Annotated in this window: 17 protein-coding genes, 1 tRNA gene and 1 pseudogene; 6 read left to right on the top strand and 13 right to left on the bottom strand. The window is 65.9% G+C overall.

Features of this window, described 5'->3' with window-relative positions:
* The first annotated feature begins 54 nt into the window (after window positions 1-54).
* From WMC41_RS06680 to WMC41_RS06670, 3 genes are read left to right on the top strand one after another with little or no spacing between them, the layout of a single operon-like run.
* On the top strand, window positions 55-1,614 hold the full coding sequence (locus WMC41_RS06680; RefSeq protein ID WP_432347395.1) for an undecaprenyl-phosphate glucose phosphotransferase: 1,560 nt from the start codon (window positions 55-57) through the stop codon (window positions 1,612-1,614).
* Window positions 1,611-2,846: an O-antigen ligase family protein gene (locus WMC41_RS06675; RefSeq protein ID WP_432347394.1), complete on the top strand. Its 1,236-nt coding sequence runs from the start codon at window positions 1,611-1,613 to the stop codon at window positions 2,844-2,846. Before WMC41_RS06680 ends, WMC41_RS06675 begins: the two co-directional genes overlap by 4 nt.
* Before the next feature lie 7 nt (window positions 2,847-2,853).
* Entirely contained in the window at window positions 2,854-4,014 is a 1,161-nt protein-coding gene (locus WMC41_RS06670) for a glycosyltransferase (RefSeq protein ID WP_432347392.1), read from the top strand.
* 70 nt (window positions 4,015-4,084) lie between these two features.
* Here WMC41_RS06670 and WMC41_RS06665 read toward each other — a convergent pair whose 3' ends face one another.
* On the bottom strand, window positions 4,085-4,336 hold the full coding sequence (locus WMC41_RS06665) for a GlsB/YeaQ/YmgE family stress response membrane protein (RefSeq protein WP_244765882.1): 252 nt from the start codon (window positions 4,334-4,336) through the stop codon (window positions 4,085-4,087).
* Between the two features lie 116 nt (window positions 4,337-4,452).
* Window positions 4,453-4,529: transfer RNA gene (locus tag WMC41_RS06660), tRNA-Pro, on the bottom strand.
* A gap of 484 nt (window positions 4,530-5,013) precedes the next feature.
* On the opposite strand from WMC41_RS06660, the gene WMC41_RS06655 reads away from it, so the two are divergent.
* Window positions 5,014-5,232 (top strand): hypothetical protein, encoded by a 219-nt coding sequence (locus tag WMC41_RS06655; protein WP_288081779.1) that lies wholly within the window; start codon window positions 5,014-5,016, stop codon window positions 5,230-5,232.
* A 159-nt stretch (window positions 5,233-5,391) separates the two neighbouring features.
* On the opposite strand, the gene WMC41_RS06650 is transcribed toward WMC41_RS06655, so the two are convergent.
* The 6 genes from WMC41_RS06650 to WMC41_RS06625 form a co-directional block, all read right to left on the bottom strand.
* A complete protein-coding gene (locus WMC41_RS06650; RefSeq protein ID WP_244765913.1) occupies window positions 5,392-5,922 on the bottom strand; it encodes a MerR family transcriptional regulator in 531 nt (176 codons plus the stop codon).
* Between the two features lie 127 nt (window positions 5,923-6,049).
* Entirely contained in the window at window positions 6,050-6,388 is a 339-nt protein-coding gene (locus WMC41_RS06645) for an integration host factor subunit alpha (protein ID WP_064329714.1), read from the bottom strand.
* 222 nt (window positions 6,389-6,610) lie between these two features.
* Window positions 6,611-7,582 (bottom strand): beta-ketoacyl-ACP synthase III, encoded by a 972-nt coding sequence (locus tag WMC41_RS06640; RefSeq protein ID WP_432347389.1) that lies wholly within the window; start codon window positions 7,580-7,582, stop codon window positions 6,611-6,613.
* A gap of 1 nt (window position 7,583) precedes the next feature.
* Window positions 7,584-8,642 (bottom strand): phosphate acyltransferase PlsX, encoded by a 1,059-nt coding sequence (plsX, locus tag WMC41_RS06635; RefSeq protein ID WP_244765915.1) that lies wholly within the window; start codon window positions 8,640-8,642, stop codon window positions 7,584-7,586.
* A 117-nt stretch (window positions 8,643-8,759) separates the two neighbouring features.
* The gene (locus tag WMC41_RS06630) at window positions 8,760-9,314 is read right to left on the bottom strand and encodes a YceD family protein (protein ID WP_432347387.1); all 555 of its coding nucleotides are present in this window, start codon (window positions 9,312-9,314) and stop codon (window positions 8,760-8,762) included.
* Window positions 9,315-9,325: 11 nt separating this feature from the next.
* Entirely contained in the window at window positions 9,326-9,886 is a 561-nt protein-coding gene (locus WMC41_RS06625; RefSeq protein ID WP_244766009.1) for a ubiquinol-cytochrome C chaperone family protein, read from the bottom strand.
* Between the two features lie 153 nt (window positions 9,887-10,039).
* Here WMC41_RS06625 and WMC41_RS06620 point away from each other — a divergent pair, with 153 nt between their 5' ends.
* Window positions 10,040-10,519, top strand: a complete 480-nt coding sequence (locus tag WMC41_RS06620; RefSeq protein ID WP_432347386.1) for an outer membrane protein assembly factor BamE — start codon at window positions 10,040-10,042, stop codon at window positions 10,517-10,519.
* A gap of 82 nt (window positions 10,520-10,601) precedes the next feature.
* Here WMC41_RS06620 and WMC41_RS06615 read toward each other — a convergent pair whose 3' ends face one another.
* From WMC41_RS06615 to ribH, 4 genes are all read right to left on the bottom strand, one after another.
* Window positions 10,602-12,737 carry a sodium-translocating pyrophosphatase gene (locus tag WMC41_RS06615; protein WP_272805024.1) on the bottom strand — a complete coding sequence of 712 codons (2,136 nt, stop codon included), beginning with the start codon at window positions 12,735-12,737 and terminating at the stop codon, window positions 10,602-10,604.
* Between the two features lie 192 nt (window positions 12,738-12,929).
* Window positions 12,930-14,156, bottom strand: a complete 1,227-nt coding sequence (locus WMC41_RS06610) for an MFS transporter (protein WP_432347384.1) — start codon at window positions 14,154-14,156, stop codon at window positions 12,930-12,932.
* 14 nt (window positions 14,157-14,170) lie between these two features.
* Entirely contained in the window at window positions 14,171-14,653 is a 483-nt protein-coding gene (gene nusB / locus WMC41_RS06605; RefSeq protein ID WP_244765920.1) for a transcription antitermination factor NusB, read from the bottom strand.
* Entirely contained in the window at window positions 14,650-15,111 is a 462-nt protein-coding gene (gene ribH / locus WMC41_RS06600; protein ID WP_288081775.1) for a 6,7-dimethyl-8-ribityllumazine synthase, read from the bottom strand. The genes nusB and ribH overlap by 4 nt, the downstream gene beginning before the upstream one ends.
* 200 nt (window positions 15,112-15,311) lie before the next feature.
* Between ribH and WMC41_RS06595 the strand changes: the two are divergent.
* A pseudogene (locus WMC41_RS06595) lies at window positions 15,312-15,816 on the top strand (cupin domain-containing protein).
* Between the two features lie 5 nt (window positions 15,817-15,821).
* On the opposite strand, the gene WMC41_RS06590 reads toward WMC41_RS06595, so the two are convergent.
* On the bottom strand, window positions 15,822-16,958 hold the full coding sequence (locus WMC41_RS06590) for a diguanylate cyclase (RefSeq protein ID WP_432347382.1): 1,137 nt from the start codon (window positions 16,956-16,958) through the stop codon (window positions 15,822-15,824).
* Window positions 16,959-16,982 lie beyond the last annotated feature (24 nt).

Below are 16,982 nucleotides of genomic sequence, written 5' to 3'. Positions count from 1 at the left end.
GTTTCTTAGGGGCTTCGTGCTATTTCCAGGACGAAGCCCCCACAGGTGCGTGCCATGAACCATGTCGACAAACCCGTCTCCTTCGATCCCGATGCGCTGAGGCGCAAGGTGTCCGAAATATCGGTCGCCGCACCCGGCGAAACCCAGGATGCCGGCAAGACCGTCGACCTCAATCCGCTCGCCCGCAGGATCGCCACGCAATTCAGCGTCGACACCTATTCCCCGAGCATGATCATCGGCCTCCTGCGCCTTCTCGAATTCGGCGCGCTGCTGGCGCTCGGCTACAGCATCCACGCGCTCTATGTCAGCAGCATGGGCCTGCCCTTCCTCTACCTCCTCGTCATCGTCGGCGGGGCGGCGATCGGCGTCCTGATCCTTCAGCTCGCCGATGCCTATCAGGTTCCGGCCTTGCGCTCGCCCTGGCGCATGACGCCGCGCATCCTCGCCGCCTGGGCGCTCGCCTTCGGCGCGATGGCGCTCATCGTCTTCTTCTTCAAGTCCGGCGAGCACTATTCCCGCGTCTGGTTCGCCTCCTGGTTCGCGGCGGGCGCGCTCTACCTCGTCATCGAGCGGCAGGTGATCGCCTATTCGATCCGCCGCTGGGCGCGCAACGGCACCATGGAACGCCGCGCCGTCATCGTCGGCGGCGGCGAGCCGGCCAAGGAGCTCATCCGCGCGCTCGAGCACCAGCCGGAGAACGACATCCGCATCTGCGGCATCTTCGACGACCGCGACGAGCGCCGCTCACCCGCGATCATCGCCGGCTACCCGAAGCTCGGCAATGTCGCCGAGCTCGTCGAGTTCGCGCGCCTCGCCCGCATCGACATGCTGATCATCTCGCTGCCGCTCTCGGCCGAGGCGCGCATCCTCGCGCTGCTCAAGAAGCTCTGGGTGCTGCCGGTCGACATCCGCCTTGCCGCCCATTCCAAAGGCCTGCGCTTCCGTCCGCGCAGCTATTCGCAGGTCGGCAGCCTGCCGATGCTCGACATCTTCGACAAGCCGATCGCCGACTGGGACAATGTCGCCAAGCGCCTCTTCGACGTCTTCTTCAGCATCGTCGCGATCCTCCTGCTCTGGCCGGTGATGCTCGGCGCCGCCATCGCGGTCAAGCTCTCCTCGCCGGGTCCCGTCATCTTCAAGCAGAAGCGCCACGGCTTCAACAACGAGATCATCGAGGTCTACAAGTTCCGCTCGATGTACACGCATCTCGCCGACCCGACGGCGAAGGCCGCCGTGACGAAGGGCGACCCGCGCGTCACCCGCGTCGGCCGGTTCCTGCGCAAATCCTCGATCGACGAGCTGCCGCAGTTCTTCAACGTCCTGAGGGGCGACCTCTCCCTCGTCGGCCCGCGCCCGCACGCCATCCAGGCGCAGTCGAACGACCGCAAATATGTCGATGTCATCGAAAGCTACTTCGCCCGCCACCGGGTAAAGCCCGGCGTGACCGGCTGGGCGCAGATCAACGGCTGGCGCGGCGAGATCGACCATGACGACAAGATCCGCTTCCGCACGGAATTCGACCTCTACTACATCGAGAACTGGTCGCTCTGGCTGGACCTGAAGATCCTCGTCCTGACGCCCTTCCGCCTGCTCAACACGGAAAACGCCTATTGAGCGACGCGGCCCTCCCCCGTGCCGCGCCGTTCCGGCCGCAGCTGGCGGCCCTCGGCATCGTCGGCTCGCTGCTGGTGGCGGTCGGGGTGTTCCTGTCCGGCTTCGTCATCAGCGAACCGGCGCCCTATGAACTCTTCATGGCCGGCCTCATCGGCCTGTGGGCGATCGTGGGCCTGCGCATCTCGCGGGGCATCGCCCCGCTGCTCGTGCTGCTCGTCCTGTTCAATATCGGCGGCATGCTCTCGCTGACGGTGCTGGATGACCTCTCGGCCGGGCCGATGTACATTGCCGTCTCGCTGTTCCTGGCGCTCTCCAGCGTCTTCTTCGCCGCCATCGTCGAGGCGAGGCCGGCGCGGCTGGAGCTGATCTTCCGCGCCTGGGTGGCCGGGGCGCTCATCACCGCCTCGCTCGGCATCCTCGGTTATTTCCATGCCTTTCCCGGCGCCGAGGTCTTCACGCTCTACGACCGCGCCAAGGGCGCCTTCCAGGACCCGAACGTCTTCGGCCCCTTCCTCGTCGGCCCCTCGCTCTATCTGCTGTACGGCCTGCTCTCCGGCCGCATCCTCGGCGCGCCGCTGAAGGTCGCTGGCGTGCTGGTCCTGGCGCTCGGCATCTTCCTCTCCTTCTCGCGCGCCGCCTGGGGGCTCTATCTCGTCTGCGTCGTGGCGCTCGTCTTCGTCATGCTGCTGAAGGAGCGCACCGGGGCGTTCCGCCTGAAGATCCTCATCCTCAGCCTCTCGGCTGCCGGCCTGATGGTCGTGGCGCTCGTCGTCGCGCTGCAATTCGACAAGGTGGCGAACCTCTTCTCCAGCCGCACCCAGCTCGTGCAGGACTATGACGGCGGCCATCTCGGCCGTTTCGAGCGCCACCGCATCGGCTTCCTCATGGCGATGGAGAAGCCGCTCGGCATCGGCCCGATGGAATTCAGCAAGATGTTTCCAGAGGACGAGCACAATATCTGGCTGAAATCGCTGACCACCTACGGCTGGCTCGGTTTCCTCTCCTACCTCGCCCTGATCCTCTGGACGCTTTCCGCCGGCTTCAAGGCGCTTCTGCGCAACCGGCCGTGGCAACCCTTCCTGATGATCTCCTACATCACCATCGTCGGCCACACCGCGATCGGCTTCGTCATCGACACGGATCACTGGCGGCATTTCTACCTGCTGCTCGGGATCGTCTGGGGATGTCTTGCCCTCGAGAAGCGCCACAACCGGCAGATCGCCCCGGACTGACCCTACCATGAGCAGAAAACAGGACAGGGCCCTGCGCCAGATGCGCCTCCTGGAGGTGCTGGAGACCGGCGGCGGCGGATCCGGCCGGCACTTCATCGACCTGTGCCGCGGCCTCACGGCCCGCGGCCATGCCGTGCACGCCATCTATTCGCCGCTGCGGGCGGAAGCGCGCTTCGTCGAGGAACTGCAGGCACTCGGCCTTGCCGGCCTGCACGCCGTCGCCATGACACGTGCGCCCGGCCCGTCCGATGTCGGCGCCTGGCGCGCGATCCGCGCCGTCATGCGCGGCGCCGGCCCCTTCGACATCATCCATGCCCACAGCTCGAAGGCCGGTGCGCTGGCGCGCCTGCGCCTGCCCGGCCGCCACATCCCGCGGGTCTACACGCCGCACGCCTTCTACACCATGGATCCCGGCCTCGGCGCGCTCGGCCGCACGGTCTACGGCGCGATCGAGAAGCTGCTCGCCCGCGCCCTCACCGATCGCGTCATCTGCGTCTCGGCCGACGAATATGCCCATGCCCGCGCGCTCGGCATGCCGCGCGAAAAACTGTCGATCGTCGTCAACGGCGTTAAAACGCCGCCCGCCGATTCCCGGGCCTCCGTGCGGCAGGCTCTCGGCATCCCCATGGAGGCGCTGCTCTTCGGCTTCGTCGGCCGGCTCTGCCGCCAGAAGGCGCCGGAGCGCCTGGTGGCGGCCTTCGCGCAGGTCGCCGAACGCGTGCCGCACGCCCATCTCCTGATGATCGGCAGCGGCGACATGGAGGCGGAGGTGCGCCGGCAGGTCGAAGCGAGCGGCCAGGGCGCGCGCATCCACCTCACCACGGGCTTTACCGGCGTGGAGGCGATGGCGGCCATCGACGTGCTCACCATGCCGAGCCGCTACGAGGCCATGTCCTATGTGATGCTGGAGGGCGCCGCCGCCGGCAGGCCGCTGATCCTTACCGATGTCGGCGGTGTTTCCATGGTGCTGAAGGACGGCGAGAACGGGATTCTGGTGGAAAACGATGACGATCCGACGCGCCTCGCCGAGGCCATGCTGCGCCTCAGCGATCCCGGTCACCTCGCCCGCAACACCGCCGCCGCCCTCACCCGCGCCCGCAGCCCCGACTACAGCCTCGACCGCATGGTCTGTGAAACGGAAGCGATCTACCGCGGCCTGATCGCCTGAAGTAAAAGACCGCCGCTCTTTCGGAACGGCGGTCTTCGATGATGAACCGTCTTCTCTCCAGCGCGGCGTGTTAACGCCTGATCGCCCGCGCCAGCGCGATGAGAATGCAGGCACCGATGAAGCCCGCGATCAGATAGCCGATCCAGCCGCCGAGCGAGACGCCGATCAGGCCGAGCAAGAGGTTCGCCACCGCCGCCCCGACGATGCCGAGCACGATGTTCATCAGCACGCCCATATTGCTCTTCATGAACATTTCGGCGAGCCAGCCCGCAATACCGCCGATGATGATGGCCGCAATCCAGCCGACACCTGCATCTTCCATTTCCGTCTCCTCACGCTGCCGATATCACCGGCAAACGAGGCCGGCCGTGGAAAACGCAGGCGAAGCCACAAGGTTCCCGTCGGAACCAGGCATAGTGTCGAAAATAAAAGGAAAAATGGTCGGAATGGCGGGATTCGAACCCACGACCCCTTGACCCCCAGTCAAGTGCGCTACCGGGCTGCGCTACATTCCGGACCGCGCAAACCCCTATAGTCTCGGGCATTTGGATGCAAGCCCAAAAATCAAAGGCGGGAACGAAAGTGGGGAATTGTCTTGCGGGCATGACGTTGCGGGCGTTCAAACGCCCGGGACTTGGTGGTACGCCCCGGATCAAGCAGGCGAGCGGAGCTCCAGCCCGCCGTAGCCTGCAGCCACCGAAAAGTGCAATTTTTTTCACAACCGTACCGGAAACACCGAATCAGACCTTCCCCTGCATTAGACGAAAGTCGTAGGATGCCTCTGCTCGCTTGTCATTTGCGAGCACTCCCCCGCGTCACTGAGAGCCAAGCGTGACGCTTGTTTGCCCCGCCACCGTGCGGGGCCTTTTCCTTCTGCCACTCCGTTTCGCGCGCTTGACTCTGCGGCGCATGAGAACATAATAAGAACAAAGGCGAAGACCTGCTTATCTCGATCCCGGAAATCCCCGATTTTCTGTGTCACCACAGGAGAATGCCGACGTGCGACCGCTTCCCGAGTACGAAGCACAGACTGAACCGAAGGAGGACGGGGACGATGCCGTATGCGCCGCCCTTGCCTGGCATGACGGCGATGCGCGCGCGACGATCGCGACGCTGCTGGCCGATTGCGCGCATCTGCGGCGCCAGCTCGCGCTGACCCGCTCGGCGATGGGGCGCGGCTTCGTGCGCGGCTGGGAGCCGATGCAGCAGCGGGATTGACGGCGGCCCCTTCATGGCGGTGAAGCATGCTGCCCGGATGCGGATGGAGCGGACCGAACCTGCGGCATGACGGCGCCGGCGGATGCTGGATCGCTTGGGCCGAGTTGCCCGGCAATGGGCGGGCCGGCGACCAGGACGCGCTGGACGCCCGGAAAAGGCTCAGCGCACCTGGTCGAGCAGGCGCTTGCATTCCAGGAGATCGTAGAGCGCTTCCTGCAGGAGCGCGCGGTCTTCCTTGCCGACGCTGGTCTTGCCGATCGAGATTTCCGGCGTTTCGTCGCCGCCGCCGACGAAGGAGAAGAAGCGGCGGCTGGCCGGCGCCTTGGCGCGGCCGACGATCTGGTCCTCGTCGCTGCCGGCCTTCGGCGGGGTCGGCTCCTCGTGGCTGGCGGCAGCCAGCGCCTCGACGGTGGCAAGGTCCCCGCTGGCGATGGCGGCGACGAAGCGGTTGCCGTTGACCTTCAGGAGCTTCTGCACGCCCTTGATCGTGTAGCCGTGGTCGTAGAGAAGATGGCGGATGCCCTTCAAGAGGTCCACGTCCTCGGGCCGATAGTAGCGGCGCCCGCCGCCGCGCTTCATCGGCTTGATCTGCGTGAAACGCGTCTCCCAGAAACGCAGCACATGCTGCGGCAGGTCGAGATCGTCGGCAACCTCGCTGATGGTGCGGAAAGCATCCGGACTCTTGTCCATTCTACCCTCGATGAAAGCGCGCGCACGGCCAGCGAAAGGCGCTGCCGAATCGTATTCATTTCAGCGGGTTGCCGAACGATATTCAAGTTTCAAATTGCCGAATCGCCGGCTATAGGCAGAAAATCGCTCAGGAAGCGGGCGAAGCCGGCTTCTGTTTCGCCTTGCGCGCGAGATGGGCCTTCAGCACCCGCTGCTTGAGCACGTTGGACGCCTTGAAGGTCATCACCCGTCGCGGCGAGATCGGCACTTCCTCGCCGGTCTTCGGGTTGCGGCCGATGCGCTCGTTCTTGTCGCGCACCTGGAAGGTGGCGAAGGAGGAGAGTTTCACGCTCTCACCCCGCACGATGGCATTGCAGATCTCGTCGATCACGGTTTCGACAAGCTCTGCGGATTCGGTCCTCGAAAGGCCGACCTTCCGGAAAACCGATTCGGCCAAATCTGCGCGTGTCACCGTCTTGCCGCTCATCGTTCCTCACCGATTTCCCATTGAAAGCCTATGGTTAAGTGGCGGAAGAGTATTGTCCTTGCCCCTGCGGGTCAAGCGGCCCTGCGCCCTGATGCGGGAGAGACCGTTTCACCCGCCGCCGGCCGGCGTTCCCGCATGGCAAAGGGGGGCCGGAGCCGGCCCGTTCCCGCGTTCCCTTTGCCGAAAGCCGCCCTCCCCCAATGGGCGGGCGCGTGGAAATGGCTACCAGCGCAGCAGCACCGCGCCCCAGGTGAAGCCGCCGCCCATGGCCTCCAGCAGCACGAGGTCGCCCTCCTTGATTCGCCCGTCGCCCGCCGCCGCGGCCAGCGCCAGCGGGATAGAGGCGGCAGAGGTGTTGCCGTGCAGGTCGACGGTGACGACGACCTTTTCGAGCGGAATGCCGAGCTTCCTGGCCGAGCCGTCGATGATGCGCTTGTTCGCCTGATGCGGCACCAGCCAGTCGATGTCCTCGGCGGCAAAGCCGGTGGCGTCGAAGGCCGAGACGATCACGTCGGTGATCATGCCGACCGCATGCTTGAAGACCTCGCGGCCCTCCATGCGCAGATGGCCGACCGTGCCCGTGGTGGACGGACCGCCGTCGACATAGAGCTTTTCGCGGTGCGCGCCGTCGGAACGCAGCTGCGCCGTCAGGACGCCACGGTCCTGGTTGGTCCCCGCCCCGTCCGCCGCTTCCAGCACGATGGCGCCGGCGCCGTCGCCGAAGAGCACGCAGGTCGTGCGGTCGGTCCAGTCGAGGATGCGCGAGAAGGTTTCCGCGCCGATGACGAGCACGCGATTGGCAAGGCCGCCGCGGATATAGGCGTCGGCGGTCGTCACCGCATAGACGAAGCCGGAACAGACGGCCTGCACGTCGAAGGCGAAGCCATGGTGCATGCCGAGGCGGTTCTGGATGTTGACGGCGGTCGCCGGGAAGGTGTTGTCCGGCGTCGAGGTGGCGACGATGATGACGTCGATATCGGCGGCCGTCAGGCCCGCCTTGTCGAGCGCGGCGCGCGCGGCGGCCTCGCCGAGCGAGGCGGTCGTCTCGCCCTCGCCGGCGATGTAGCGCTGGTGGATGCCGGTGCGCTGCACGATCCACTCGTCGGATGTGTCGACCATGCTTTCCAGTTCGGCATTGGTGAGAACCCGCTTCGGAAGCGCCGCTCCGAAACCGCGGACCACTGAACGAATCATTCTATACCTCGTCGGTCATGCCTTGGGCGGCCCCTTCGACGGGGCGGCCGGCATGATACTTCTGCAAATCTCTTTCGATCTTGTCCTTGAGGCCGTTGCGGGCCATGTCGTAGCCGACATCGACGGCGGCCGCGAAGCCCTCGGCATCCGTGCCGCCATGGCTCTTGATGACGATGCCGTTGAGGCCGAGGAACACGCCGCCGTTCACCTTGCGCGGATCCATCTTCTCGCGCACCCGGTCGAAGGCGCTCTTGGCAAGGATGTAGCCGAGCTTGGCCATCCAGGTGCGCGACATGGCGGCGCGCAGGTATTCGGCGATCTGCCGCGCCGTGCCTTCCGCCGCCTTCAGTGCGATGTTGCCGGCAAAACCTTCCGTGACCACCACGTCCACCGTGCCGCGACCGATATCGTCGCCCTCGACGAAGCCGTAATAGTCAATCGTGTCGAAATTGGCCTCGCGTATGAGCTGGCCGGCGGCCTTCACCTCTTCCTGGCCCTTGATCTCCTCGACGCCGACATTGAGCAGGCCCAGCGTCGGCTTGTCGATCTCGAACAGGGCGCGCGCCATGGCGCCGCCCATCAGCGCGAAATCGAAGAGCTGGTTCGCATCCGCGCCGATCGTCGCGCCGATGTCGAGCACGATGCTCTCGCCCCTCAAGGTCGGCCAGATGCCGGCGATCGCCGGGCGCTCGATATTGGCCATCATGCGCAGGCAGAATTTCGACATGGCCATCAGCGCGCCGGTATTGCCGGCGGAAACGGCGACATCGGCCTCGTTCTTGGCAACGGCGTCGATCGCCTGCCACATGGAGGACTTGCCGCGGCCGCGGCGCAGCGCCTGGCTCGGCTTCTCGTCCATGGCGACGGCGACATCGCAATGGTGGAAGGTGCTGGCGGCCTTCAGTTTCGGATGCTGCGCCAGGAACGGCTCGCATTCGGCGGCATTGCCAAAAAGCACGAAGCGGATGTCGGGATGACGCTCGAGAGCCTTGGCTGCGCCCGGGATAGCGACCTTGGGGCCGAAATCGCCACCCATGACGTCGACGGAAATTCTGACCACGCGTGTCTTGCCTTAATTCTTGTTTTCCAGGGGCAGAAGGCTGCCGCGGCGGAATTCGGTCAAAATACCGCTTTTCGCCGGGGGCACAACTGAATTATCGGGCGTCTCAGGAGCCGTTCAGTCTTTTTTCCAGTCCTTCAGAACGGCAAAAGGCGACGGTTTTTTGTCGTCCGCGTCGGTGCTTTCGATATGGCCGGAAAAGCCCGCGCCGGACTTGCGCGGATAGGGATCGATGGCGAGCGCCACATGTTCGGCGGCGACCACGCCGGCATCGATCGTGTCGCCCGTAAAGACCTCCGGGGCATCCGGGCCGTCCGGATCGAGCAGCATCTCGCCGGTCTCGGTCGCGGCCGGAAGCCGCGCCAGCTTGGAGCCTTCCGGCACGAAGACGACCTCGACCGGCTCGTCGATATGCGCCTCCACCGGATCGAGCGTCACCACGCAGGCCTGCACGATGTCCGCCTCGACGTGGCCCTTGAGCCGCACGCCGTCGCGCTTCCAGCGCATGACCTGGAAGGTGGCGGACAGCGCCTTCACCTCCAGCACGGACCAGAGTTTCGCCAGCCCCGCGCGCTCCTCGGCATCGGCACTCAGCGTCACCTCGACCGGGTTGCCGGAGATATGCCCCACCTTGACCGGATAGGAAAACGGCGTGTCGTCGTCTTTCGTCATTCTCGTCCTTTTCACCGCCCTAGGGTGTGTCCTTCATGACCGGGTTCCGCAACGGCCAGCGCGCCGACCGCGATCGCATCCTCGCCGACAGCCATCATCGCCTGTTCGGCGGCAAAGAGATAGGAGGCGAGCCCCGCCATGGAGGGCGCGCCTTCACCCGCTTCGGGATAGATATTGCGCCGGAGCGCATTCGCAAGCCCGTCCCGGTCGCCGGAATCGAGCGCCGCCGCGTAGGATTCCAGCCGGCCGTAGAACATGCCGGCGAACTTCTTCATGCGTTTCGGCACGCCGACATCGCCGACCCCGAGCTCGCGAATCGAATGGTCAACATCCTCGAAGAAGGCATCGACGATCTCCTGGGCGATCTCCTGGCCGGACGTGCCGCTTGCGCGGGTGCGCCGGAAGTAGAGGATCAGCATTGCCGAGAGCATCTCGAAGCGCCCCATCACCGTGTCAGGAACATCAAGCGCTTCATAGAGATAGGGATGGCGCGCCGCCTGTGTCAGCGTCGCGTACTGCCTTTCGACAATACGCCGGTTGCCGTTTTTTTTGCCGAACAGGCCGAAAATCATCATAAAGCCTAGTTTTGCCCGATTCAAACCATGGAGCCGTCGCAAGTCATGTTGCATGACGGTCGAAGCTGGTTTACCGAAGCAGGCATGAATTGCAATGGCTGCGCGGCCATCACAGTCCCGGGGATGTTGTTGAAGAGAGATGCTCTGAACATGAAGCTGTTGCGTAACGCCGCCATTGCCATCACGCTTTCCTCCTCCGTTCTCGCAGGCTGCCAGGGTCCCGGCGAAGTGCTGCACCAGGGGTATGTCGTCGACCAGGAAACGCTGGCGCTGGCACCGGTCGGCTCCTCGCGCGAGCAGGTCCTGCTCTCGCTCGGCTCGCCGTCCGCGACCGCGACCTTCGACAACGAGGTCTTCTACTACATCTCGCAGAAGCGCACCCGCCCCGTCGCCTTCATGAAGCCGAAGGTCGTCGAGCAGAGCGTTCTCGCCGTCTATTTCGACAAGGACGGCGTGGTCGAGCGCCTTGCGCACTACACGCTGAAGGACGGCCGCGTCTTCGACCTGATCTCCCGCGTCACGCCGACCGGCGGCGTGGAGCTCACCTTCCTCGGCCAGCTGCTGCGCGGCTCGGGCGGTGCGCCGGGCGCGGCGATCCAGAACATCTTCGGCGGCGGCGGCCCGAAGTAAGGCCTCCGGCCATTCCCGGAAACAAGAAACCGCGGGGATCGCTCCCCGCGGTTTCTTTTTGCCTGCCGAGCGGCGGTGCCGGTCAGGCGAGAATGGCCAGCAGCAGCAGCGCCACGATATTGGTGATCTTGATCGCCGGGTTGACCGCCGGGCCTGCCGTGTCCTTGTAGGGATCGCCCACGGTGTCGCCGGTGACGGAGGCCTTGTGGGCTTCCGAGCCTTTCAGGTGGCGGGTGCCGTCCTTGTCGACGAAGCCGTCCTCGAAGCTCTTCTTGGCATTGTCCCACGCCCCGCCACCGGAGGTCATGGAGATCGCCACGAAGAGGCCGTTGACGATGACGCCGAGCAGCGAGGCACCGAGCGCGGCAAAGGCCGAGGCCTTGGAGCCGGAGATGAGCAGCACGCCGAAATAGACGACGAGCGGCGCCAGCACCGGAAGCAGCGAGGGCACGACCATCTCGCGGATCGCCGCCTTGGTGAGGATGTCCACCGCGCGCCCGTAGTCCGGCCGTTCGGTGCTTGCCATGATGCCCGGCTTCTCGCGGAACTGCCGGCGCACCTCCTCGACGATGGAGCCCGCCGCACGGCCGACGGCCGTCATGGCGATGCCGCCGAAGAGATAGGGGATGAGGCCGCCGAAGATCAGGCCGGCGACGACATAGGGGTTGGAAAGGTCGAAGGAGATCGTGCCGATGCCGGCGAAGTAGGGATACTTGTCCCCGTTCGCGGCGAAGTAGGCAAGGTCGTTCGAATAGGCGGCGAAGAGCACCAGCGCGCCGAGACCGGCGGAACCGATCGCATAGCCCTTGGTGACGGCCTTCGTCGTGTTGCCGACCGCGTCGAGCGCGTCGGTCGACTTGCGCACTTCCGGCGGCAGGTGCGACATCTCGGCGATGCCGCCGGCATTGTCGGTGACCGGGCCGAAGGCGTCGAGCGCCACGATCATGCCGGCAATGCCGAGCATGGCGGTGACGGCGATGCCGGTGCCGAAGAGACCGGCCAGCTGGTAGGTCGCGATGATGCCGCCGACGATGACGATGGCCGGCAGCGCGGTCGATTCCAGCGAGACCGCGAGGCCCTGGATGACGTTGGTGCCGTGGCCGGTGACGGAGGCCTGCGCGATGGAGTTCACCGGGCGCTTGTTGGTGCCCGTATAGTATTCGGTGATCACCACGATGAGCGCCGTCACCACGAGGCCGAGAAGGCCGCAGATGAACAGGTTCGTTCCCGTGATCTCCGTGCCCGCGACCGTGCCGATGGCCCCCCAGCCGATGGTGAGCGAGGTGGCGGCGGCAAGGCCGACGATCGACAGGAGGCCCGTCACGATGAGGCCCTTGTAGAGCGCGCCCATGATGGAGCCGTTGGTGCCCAGCTTGACGAAGAAAGCGCCGACGATCGAGGTGATGATGCAGGCGCCGCAGATCGCCAGCGGATAGATCATCACGCTGGAAAGGACCGGCGTGCCGGCAAAGAAGATCGCCGCGAGGACCATGGTGGCGACGACGGTCACCGCATAGGTCTCGAAGAGGTCGGCGGCCATGCCGGCGCAATCGCCGACATTGTCGCCGACATTGTCGGCGATGGTGGCCGGGTTGCGCGGGTCGTCTTCGGGAATGCCGGCTTCCACCTTGCCGACGAGGTCGCCGCCGACATCCGCACCCTTGGTGAAGATGCCGCCGCCGAGACGGGCGAAGATGGAGATCAGCGAGGCGCCGAAGCCGAGCGCGACGAGCGCGTCGATGACCTCACGCGAGGCCGGCTCCTGACCGAGCAGGCCGGTGAGGACCCAATAGTAGATCGACACGCCGAGCAGCGCGAGACCGGCGACAAGCATGCCGGTGATCGCACCCGACTTGAAGGCGATGTCGAGGCCGGAGGACAGGCTGACGGATGCGGCCTGCGCCGTGCGCACATTGGCGCGGACGGACACATGCATGCCGATGAAACCGGCGGCACCCGAGAGCACGGCGCCGATCAGGAACCCGATGGCAGCCGTAGCGGAAAGCAGCAGCCAGGTGCCGACGAAGACGACGACCCCGACGATGGCAATGGTCTTGTACTGCCGGGTGAGATAGGCCTGCGCCCCTTCCCGGATATAACCTGCAATTTCCTGCATGCGGGCATTCCCCTGATCGGCGGCAAGCACCGACCGTGTCGCCCAGATGGCATAGACCACCGAGAGCAACCCGCATGCGATAACGCCCAACAATATGGTCATTTCGCTCTGTCCTCCTTGGAGGCCGCGGGGTCCTCTCCCCGCAGCCGATATGCGTCCGCTCCCGCTTGCCTCCTCACAAGACGGGAGCCGGCGCGGGGCCAGAGTGCGTTTGCGAATCGGTTGCGTCAAGCCGCTGCACTGCGGCAAGCGGCGCGCTGCGCTGGATTTTTCGACGTCGGCCGGCGGACGGGCTCAGGCAGCCGCGCGGCGGCTGCGCAAAAGCAGGAGAAGAACGAGCACGAGGCTCACCCCGGTGATCGGCCAGAACATCAGGTTGATCGTCTGCCAGCCATAGGCGTTGAACACCTTGCCGGAGGAGAAGGAGGCGAGCGCCACCGTGCCGAAGAGGATGATGTCGTGGAACCCCTGCACCTTGTCGGCCTCGTGCGGCTTGTAGCTGGAGGCGACGATGGCGGTGGCGCCGATGAAGCCGAAGTTCCAGCCGACGCCGAGCAGGATCAGCGCGCCCCAGAAATTCCAGAGTTCGAGGCCGGCATGGGCGACCGCCGCGCAGGCCATGAGGATGAGGAGGCCGGCGGCGACGACCTTTTCCGTGCCGAAGCGCTGGATCAGCATGCCCGTGAAGAAGCTCGGCGCGAACATGGCGAGCACATGCCACTGGATGCCGAGCGTCGCCAGCTCGGGCGAGAAGCCGCAGCCGATGACCATGGCCAGCGGCGCGCCGGTCATCATGAAGGTCATCAGGGCGTAGGAGGAGATGCCGCAGATCATGCCCGTCATGAACCGCTGGGTCAGCACGATCTCGCCGAGCGGCCGCGTCACCTCCCCCGTCGCAACGGCCGCCGCCTTGTGGTCCGGCAGGCGCAGGAACAGGAAGAGGCCGATCGCGGCAAGGCAGAGCGGGGCCAGCGCCACGAAGGCGCCGGCAAACAGCACCGGCTCGAACAGGTCCTTGGTGAGGATGACCACCTGGGGGCCGAGCACGGCGGAGATGACGCCGCCGGCCAGAATCCAGGAAATGGCGCGCGGCTTGTAGAAGGACGGCGAGGCATCGGCCGCCGCGAAGCGGATCTTCTGGGCAAAGCCGCTGGAAATGCCGACGAGCACGAAGCCGACGGCGAAGAGCCAGAAATCGCCGCGGAACAGCGCGATGGCGGCCAAGAGGCCGCCCCCCGCGCCGACGAGCGCGCCGACGATGAAGCCATAGGTGCGCCCGAGCATGCGGGCCGCGATGGCGACGAGCACGGCGCCAAGCGCCACGCCGACATTGAAGCCGGTCAGCGGCGCGGTGGCGAGCGACTTGTCCGCGCCGAGCAGGTTGTAGCCGGCAAGGCCGCCGATGGAGAAGACGATCGGCCCGGCCGAAGCCAGCAAGGCCTGCGCAATCGTCAGGAGGAAGACGTTGCGGCGCGCAGCCGAAAGTTCGTGTTCAAGACCTTCGACCGTGCCCGTGCTCATGTCACCCTGCCAACCTACTTGCGTGTGTCCGGCCGAAGCTGCCTGGCGATACGGTCGAGCACCGCATTCACCAGCTTCGGCTCGTCATCCTCGAAGAACGCCTTGGCGATCTCGACATATTCCGTGACGATCACGGCGACCGGCACGTCCTTGCGCTCCTTCAGTTCGAAGGTGCCGGCGCGCAGGATGGCGCGCACGGTGGAATCGAGCCGGGAGAGCGCCCAGTCGTCCTGCAGCGCCGCGCCGATCATCGGGTCGAGCAGGCGCTGGTCGCGCACGACGCCCGAGACGATGGAGCGGAACCAGGAGGCATCCGCCTTCAGGTAGGTGTCGCCGTCCAGCTCCTGGCCGAGGCGATGCATCTCGTATTCGGCGACGATCTCCAGGACGCCGGTGCCGCCGATATCCATCTGGTAGAGCGCCTGCACGGCGGCAAGCCGCGCCGCGCCGCGCTGGTTGGCCGGCTTCACCGGCTGCTGGTCCCTGTCCGTCGTCACTGTTCGCCGCCCAGTTTCTTCTTCAGATCGATCATGGTGAGCGCCGCGCGGGCCGCAAAGCCGCCCTTGTCGCCTTCCGAGCGGCGGGCGCGCGCCCAGCCCTGCTCGTCGTTCTCGACCGTCAGGATGCCGTTGCCGATCGGCAGGGCCTCGCTGACGGACAGGTCCATCAGGGCGCGGCTCGATTCGTTGGCGACGATGTCGAAATGGTAGGTCTCGCCGCGGATGACCATGCCGAGCGCAACGAAGCCGTCATACCAGGTGCCGCCGTTTTCCATGCCGTCGAGGGCCATGGAGATGGCGGCGGGGATTTCGAGCGCGCCCATGACGGTCACGATATCGTAGGTGGCGCCGGCGGCATCGAGCGCATGCTTGGCGCCGTCGAGCATCGCATCGGCCATGTCGTCGTAGAAGCGCGCCTCGACGATGAGGAGATGGGGATTATCGGTGTCGGCCATGAATCACCTGAAAATTGGAGGCAGGCCACGCATCAGCGGGCAGAGGCGGCGGTCAAACCACGACGGACGGAGCTTGGCAAGCATTTTCCGCCGCCTGCGGCGATTTCAGCGCCCCGGCACGCCGGCCCACCGCGCGCCGCGGGCTTGACACATCGGAACAAAATGCGAACGATACGTGCCCGGCACGAGGAGAAAGCCCGATGAACGCGCACAACCCGCCGATCGTCAACCTTGCCAAGCTGACGCTCGAGCACTGGACGCAAGGCACGCTCTATGAATCCCGCGACACGGCCTTCGGCGCCCTCCTCGGCCTGAAGGCCCTCGGCATCGGCTATGGCGAGGTGCCACCCGGCAAGTCCGGCTGTCCCTTCCATTGCCACCATGTCGAGGACGAGCTGTTCGTCATCCTCGAAGGCCACGGCACCTATCGCTACGGCGACGAACGGCGGCTGATCGGCCCCCGGTGACGTGCTGGGCGCGCCGGCCGGCGGACCGGAGACGGCGCACCAGATCCTCAACACCGGCACCGTGCCGCTGAAATACCTCTCCATCTCGTCCATGGCGGCGACGGAGATCTGCGAATATCCCGATTCCGGCAAATTCCTCGCCAAGACGCGCGCCGCTACCGGCGGCCGCACCGAGTTCCGCACCATCGGCCGCATGAGGGAGGCCATCGACTACTGGAAGGGCGAGCCCGGAGCCTGACGCGTTCAGGCAGCGAGCGACACGCGGTTGCGGCCGTTGCGCTTGGACATGTAGAGCGCCCTGTCGGCGCTGCTGAGCAGGGAATCGAAGCTCGCGCAATCCTTGCCGGCAAAGGCGATGCCGGCGCTGACGGTGCAGGTGATGGACCGCCCGCCGATCGGAATGAGCTTGCCGGCAAAGTCCTGGCGGATACGCTCGGCGATGCGCTGCGCGCGGTCCGGCACGGTCCGCTCCAAGACGACGACGAACTCTTCGCCGCCCAGGCGGGCGAGGCAGGCGGCCGCGCCGCAGGACTCGCGCAGGACATCGGCGAAGACCATGAGCACCGCATCGCCGGCCGCATGGCCGTACCGGTCGTTGACCGCCTTGAAATTGTCGAGGTCGAAGGCGATCGCCGCTTGGTGCTCCCCGACCGGAAGGACGCCGTAGCGATCGAAAAGCGCGCGACGGTTGAGCAGGCCGGTCAGCGCGTCGGTCATGGCCGCACGGCGGTGGCGGCCGGCGATGCGCCACTGGTTGAGCGCGAGCGACATGGCGCCGATGCCGGTAATGCCCATGATGGCGGCGATCAGGTTGAGGGTTTCCGCCCAGTTGTCCGGCGCATGACCCATGACCCACTTGCCGTCATGCAGCAACACGGCGGCACAGAGCAGGAAGGAGGCGGCCGTCAGCAGATAGAGGATGACGATGCCGATCAGCGGCAGCGGCGCCTCCGCGCGGCCCCGCCAATATTCCCGCGCCGTCGCGACGAGGGAACCGGCGATCAGCAGGTTGAGCACGATGAAGCCGATGCCGTCATAGCCGGCCGCCAGCGGAGGAAGCGCAACGGCAAGGCAGCCCGCGAGCACGGCGGCGATGCGCCGGCGCGCCCGCTTGCCGGAGCGGAACCGGTAGGCCGCGCCGTAGATGAAGGCAAAGCCGAGGAACTGCAGCGCGAAGGCAAGGCACCCGATCGCGACGCTCGCCTGGTCGATATAGAGACTGTAGACCGCGACGGCCGGCACGATGCAGCCGATGCCGATGGACCAGCTCAGGAGAAAGCGTTCGACGCGGGCGGACATCCACGAGGCGAACAGCGTGGCCGACAGGCAGAAGCCCGCCAGCCCGATCGCCAGCAGAAGGGTTTGGTAGTCAGGCGCCATGCGGCAGCGGTCTCCAACGGTCCG

This window comes from Shinella yambaruensis (assembly GCF_050859155.1).
Classification (GTDB): Bacteria; Pseudomonadota; Alphaproteobacteria; order Rhizobiales; family Rhizobiaceae; genus Shinella; species Shinella yambaruensis.
This window is presented reverse-complemented; position numbering and strand designations above follow the sequence as displayed.

Coding starts and splice junctions, on each gene's coding strand:
- WMC41_RS06680 (WP_432347395.1), top strand. CDS start 55: ATGAACCATGTCGACAAACCCGTCTCCTTCGATCCCGATGCGCTGAGG.
- WMC41_RS06670 (WP_432347392.1), top strand. CDS start 2,854: ATGAGCAGAAAACAGGACAGGGCCCTGCGCCAGATGCGCCTCCTGGAG.
- WMC41_RS06665 (WP_244765882.1), bottom strand. CDS start 4,336: ATGGAAGATGCAGGTGTCGGCTGGATTGCGGCCATCATCATCGGCGGT.
- WMC41_RS06650 (WP_244765913.1), bottom strand. CDS start 5,922: ATGGACAAGAGTCCGGATGCTTTCCGCACCATCAGCGAGGTTGCCGAC.
- WMC41_RS06645 (WP_064329714.1), bottom strand. CDS start 6,388: ATGAGCGGCAAGACGGTGACACGCGCAGATTTGGCCGAATCGGTTTTC.
- WMC41_RS06640 (WP_432347389.1), bottom strand. CDS start 7,582: ATGATTCGTTCAGTGGTCCGCGGTTTCGGAGCGGCGCTTCCGAAGCGG.
- WMC41_RS06630 (WP_432347387.1), bottom strand. CDS start 9,314: ATGACGAAAGACGACGACACGCCGTTTTCCTATCCGGTCAAGGTGGGG.
- WMC41_RS06625 (WP_244766009.1), bottom strand. CDS start 9,886: ATGATTTTCGGCCTGTTCGGCAAAAAAAACGGCAACCGGCGTATTGTC.
- WMC41_RS06620 (WP_432347386.1), top strand. CDS start 10,040: ATGAAGCTGTTGCGTAACGCCGCCATTGCCATCACGCTTTCCTCCTCC.
- WMC41_RS06615 (WP_272805024.1), bottom strand. CDS start 12,737: ATGACCATATTGTTGGGCGTTATCGCATGCGGGTTGCTCTCGGTGGTC.
- WMC41_RS06610 (WP_432347384.1), bottom strand. CDS start 14,156: ATGAGCACGGGCACGGTCGAAGGTCTTGAACACGAACTTTCGGCTGCG.
- ribH (WP_288081775.1), bottom strand. CDS start 15,111: ATGGCCGACACCGATAATCCCCATCTCCTCATCGTCGAGGCGCGCTTC.
- WMC41_RS06590 (WP_432347382.1), bottom strand. CDS start 16,958: ATGGCGCCTGACTACCAAACCCTTCTGCTGGCGATCGGGCTGGCGGGC.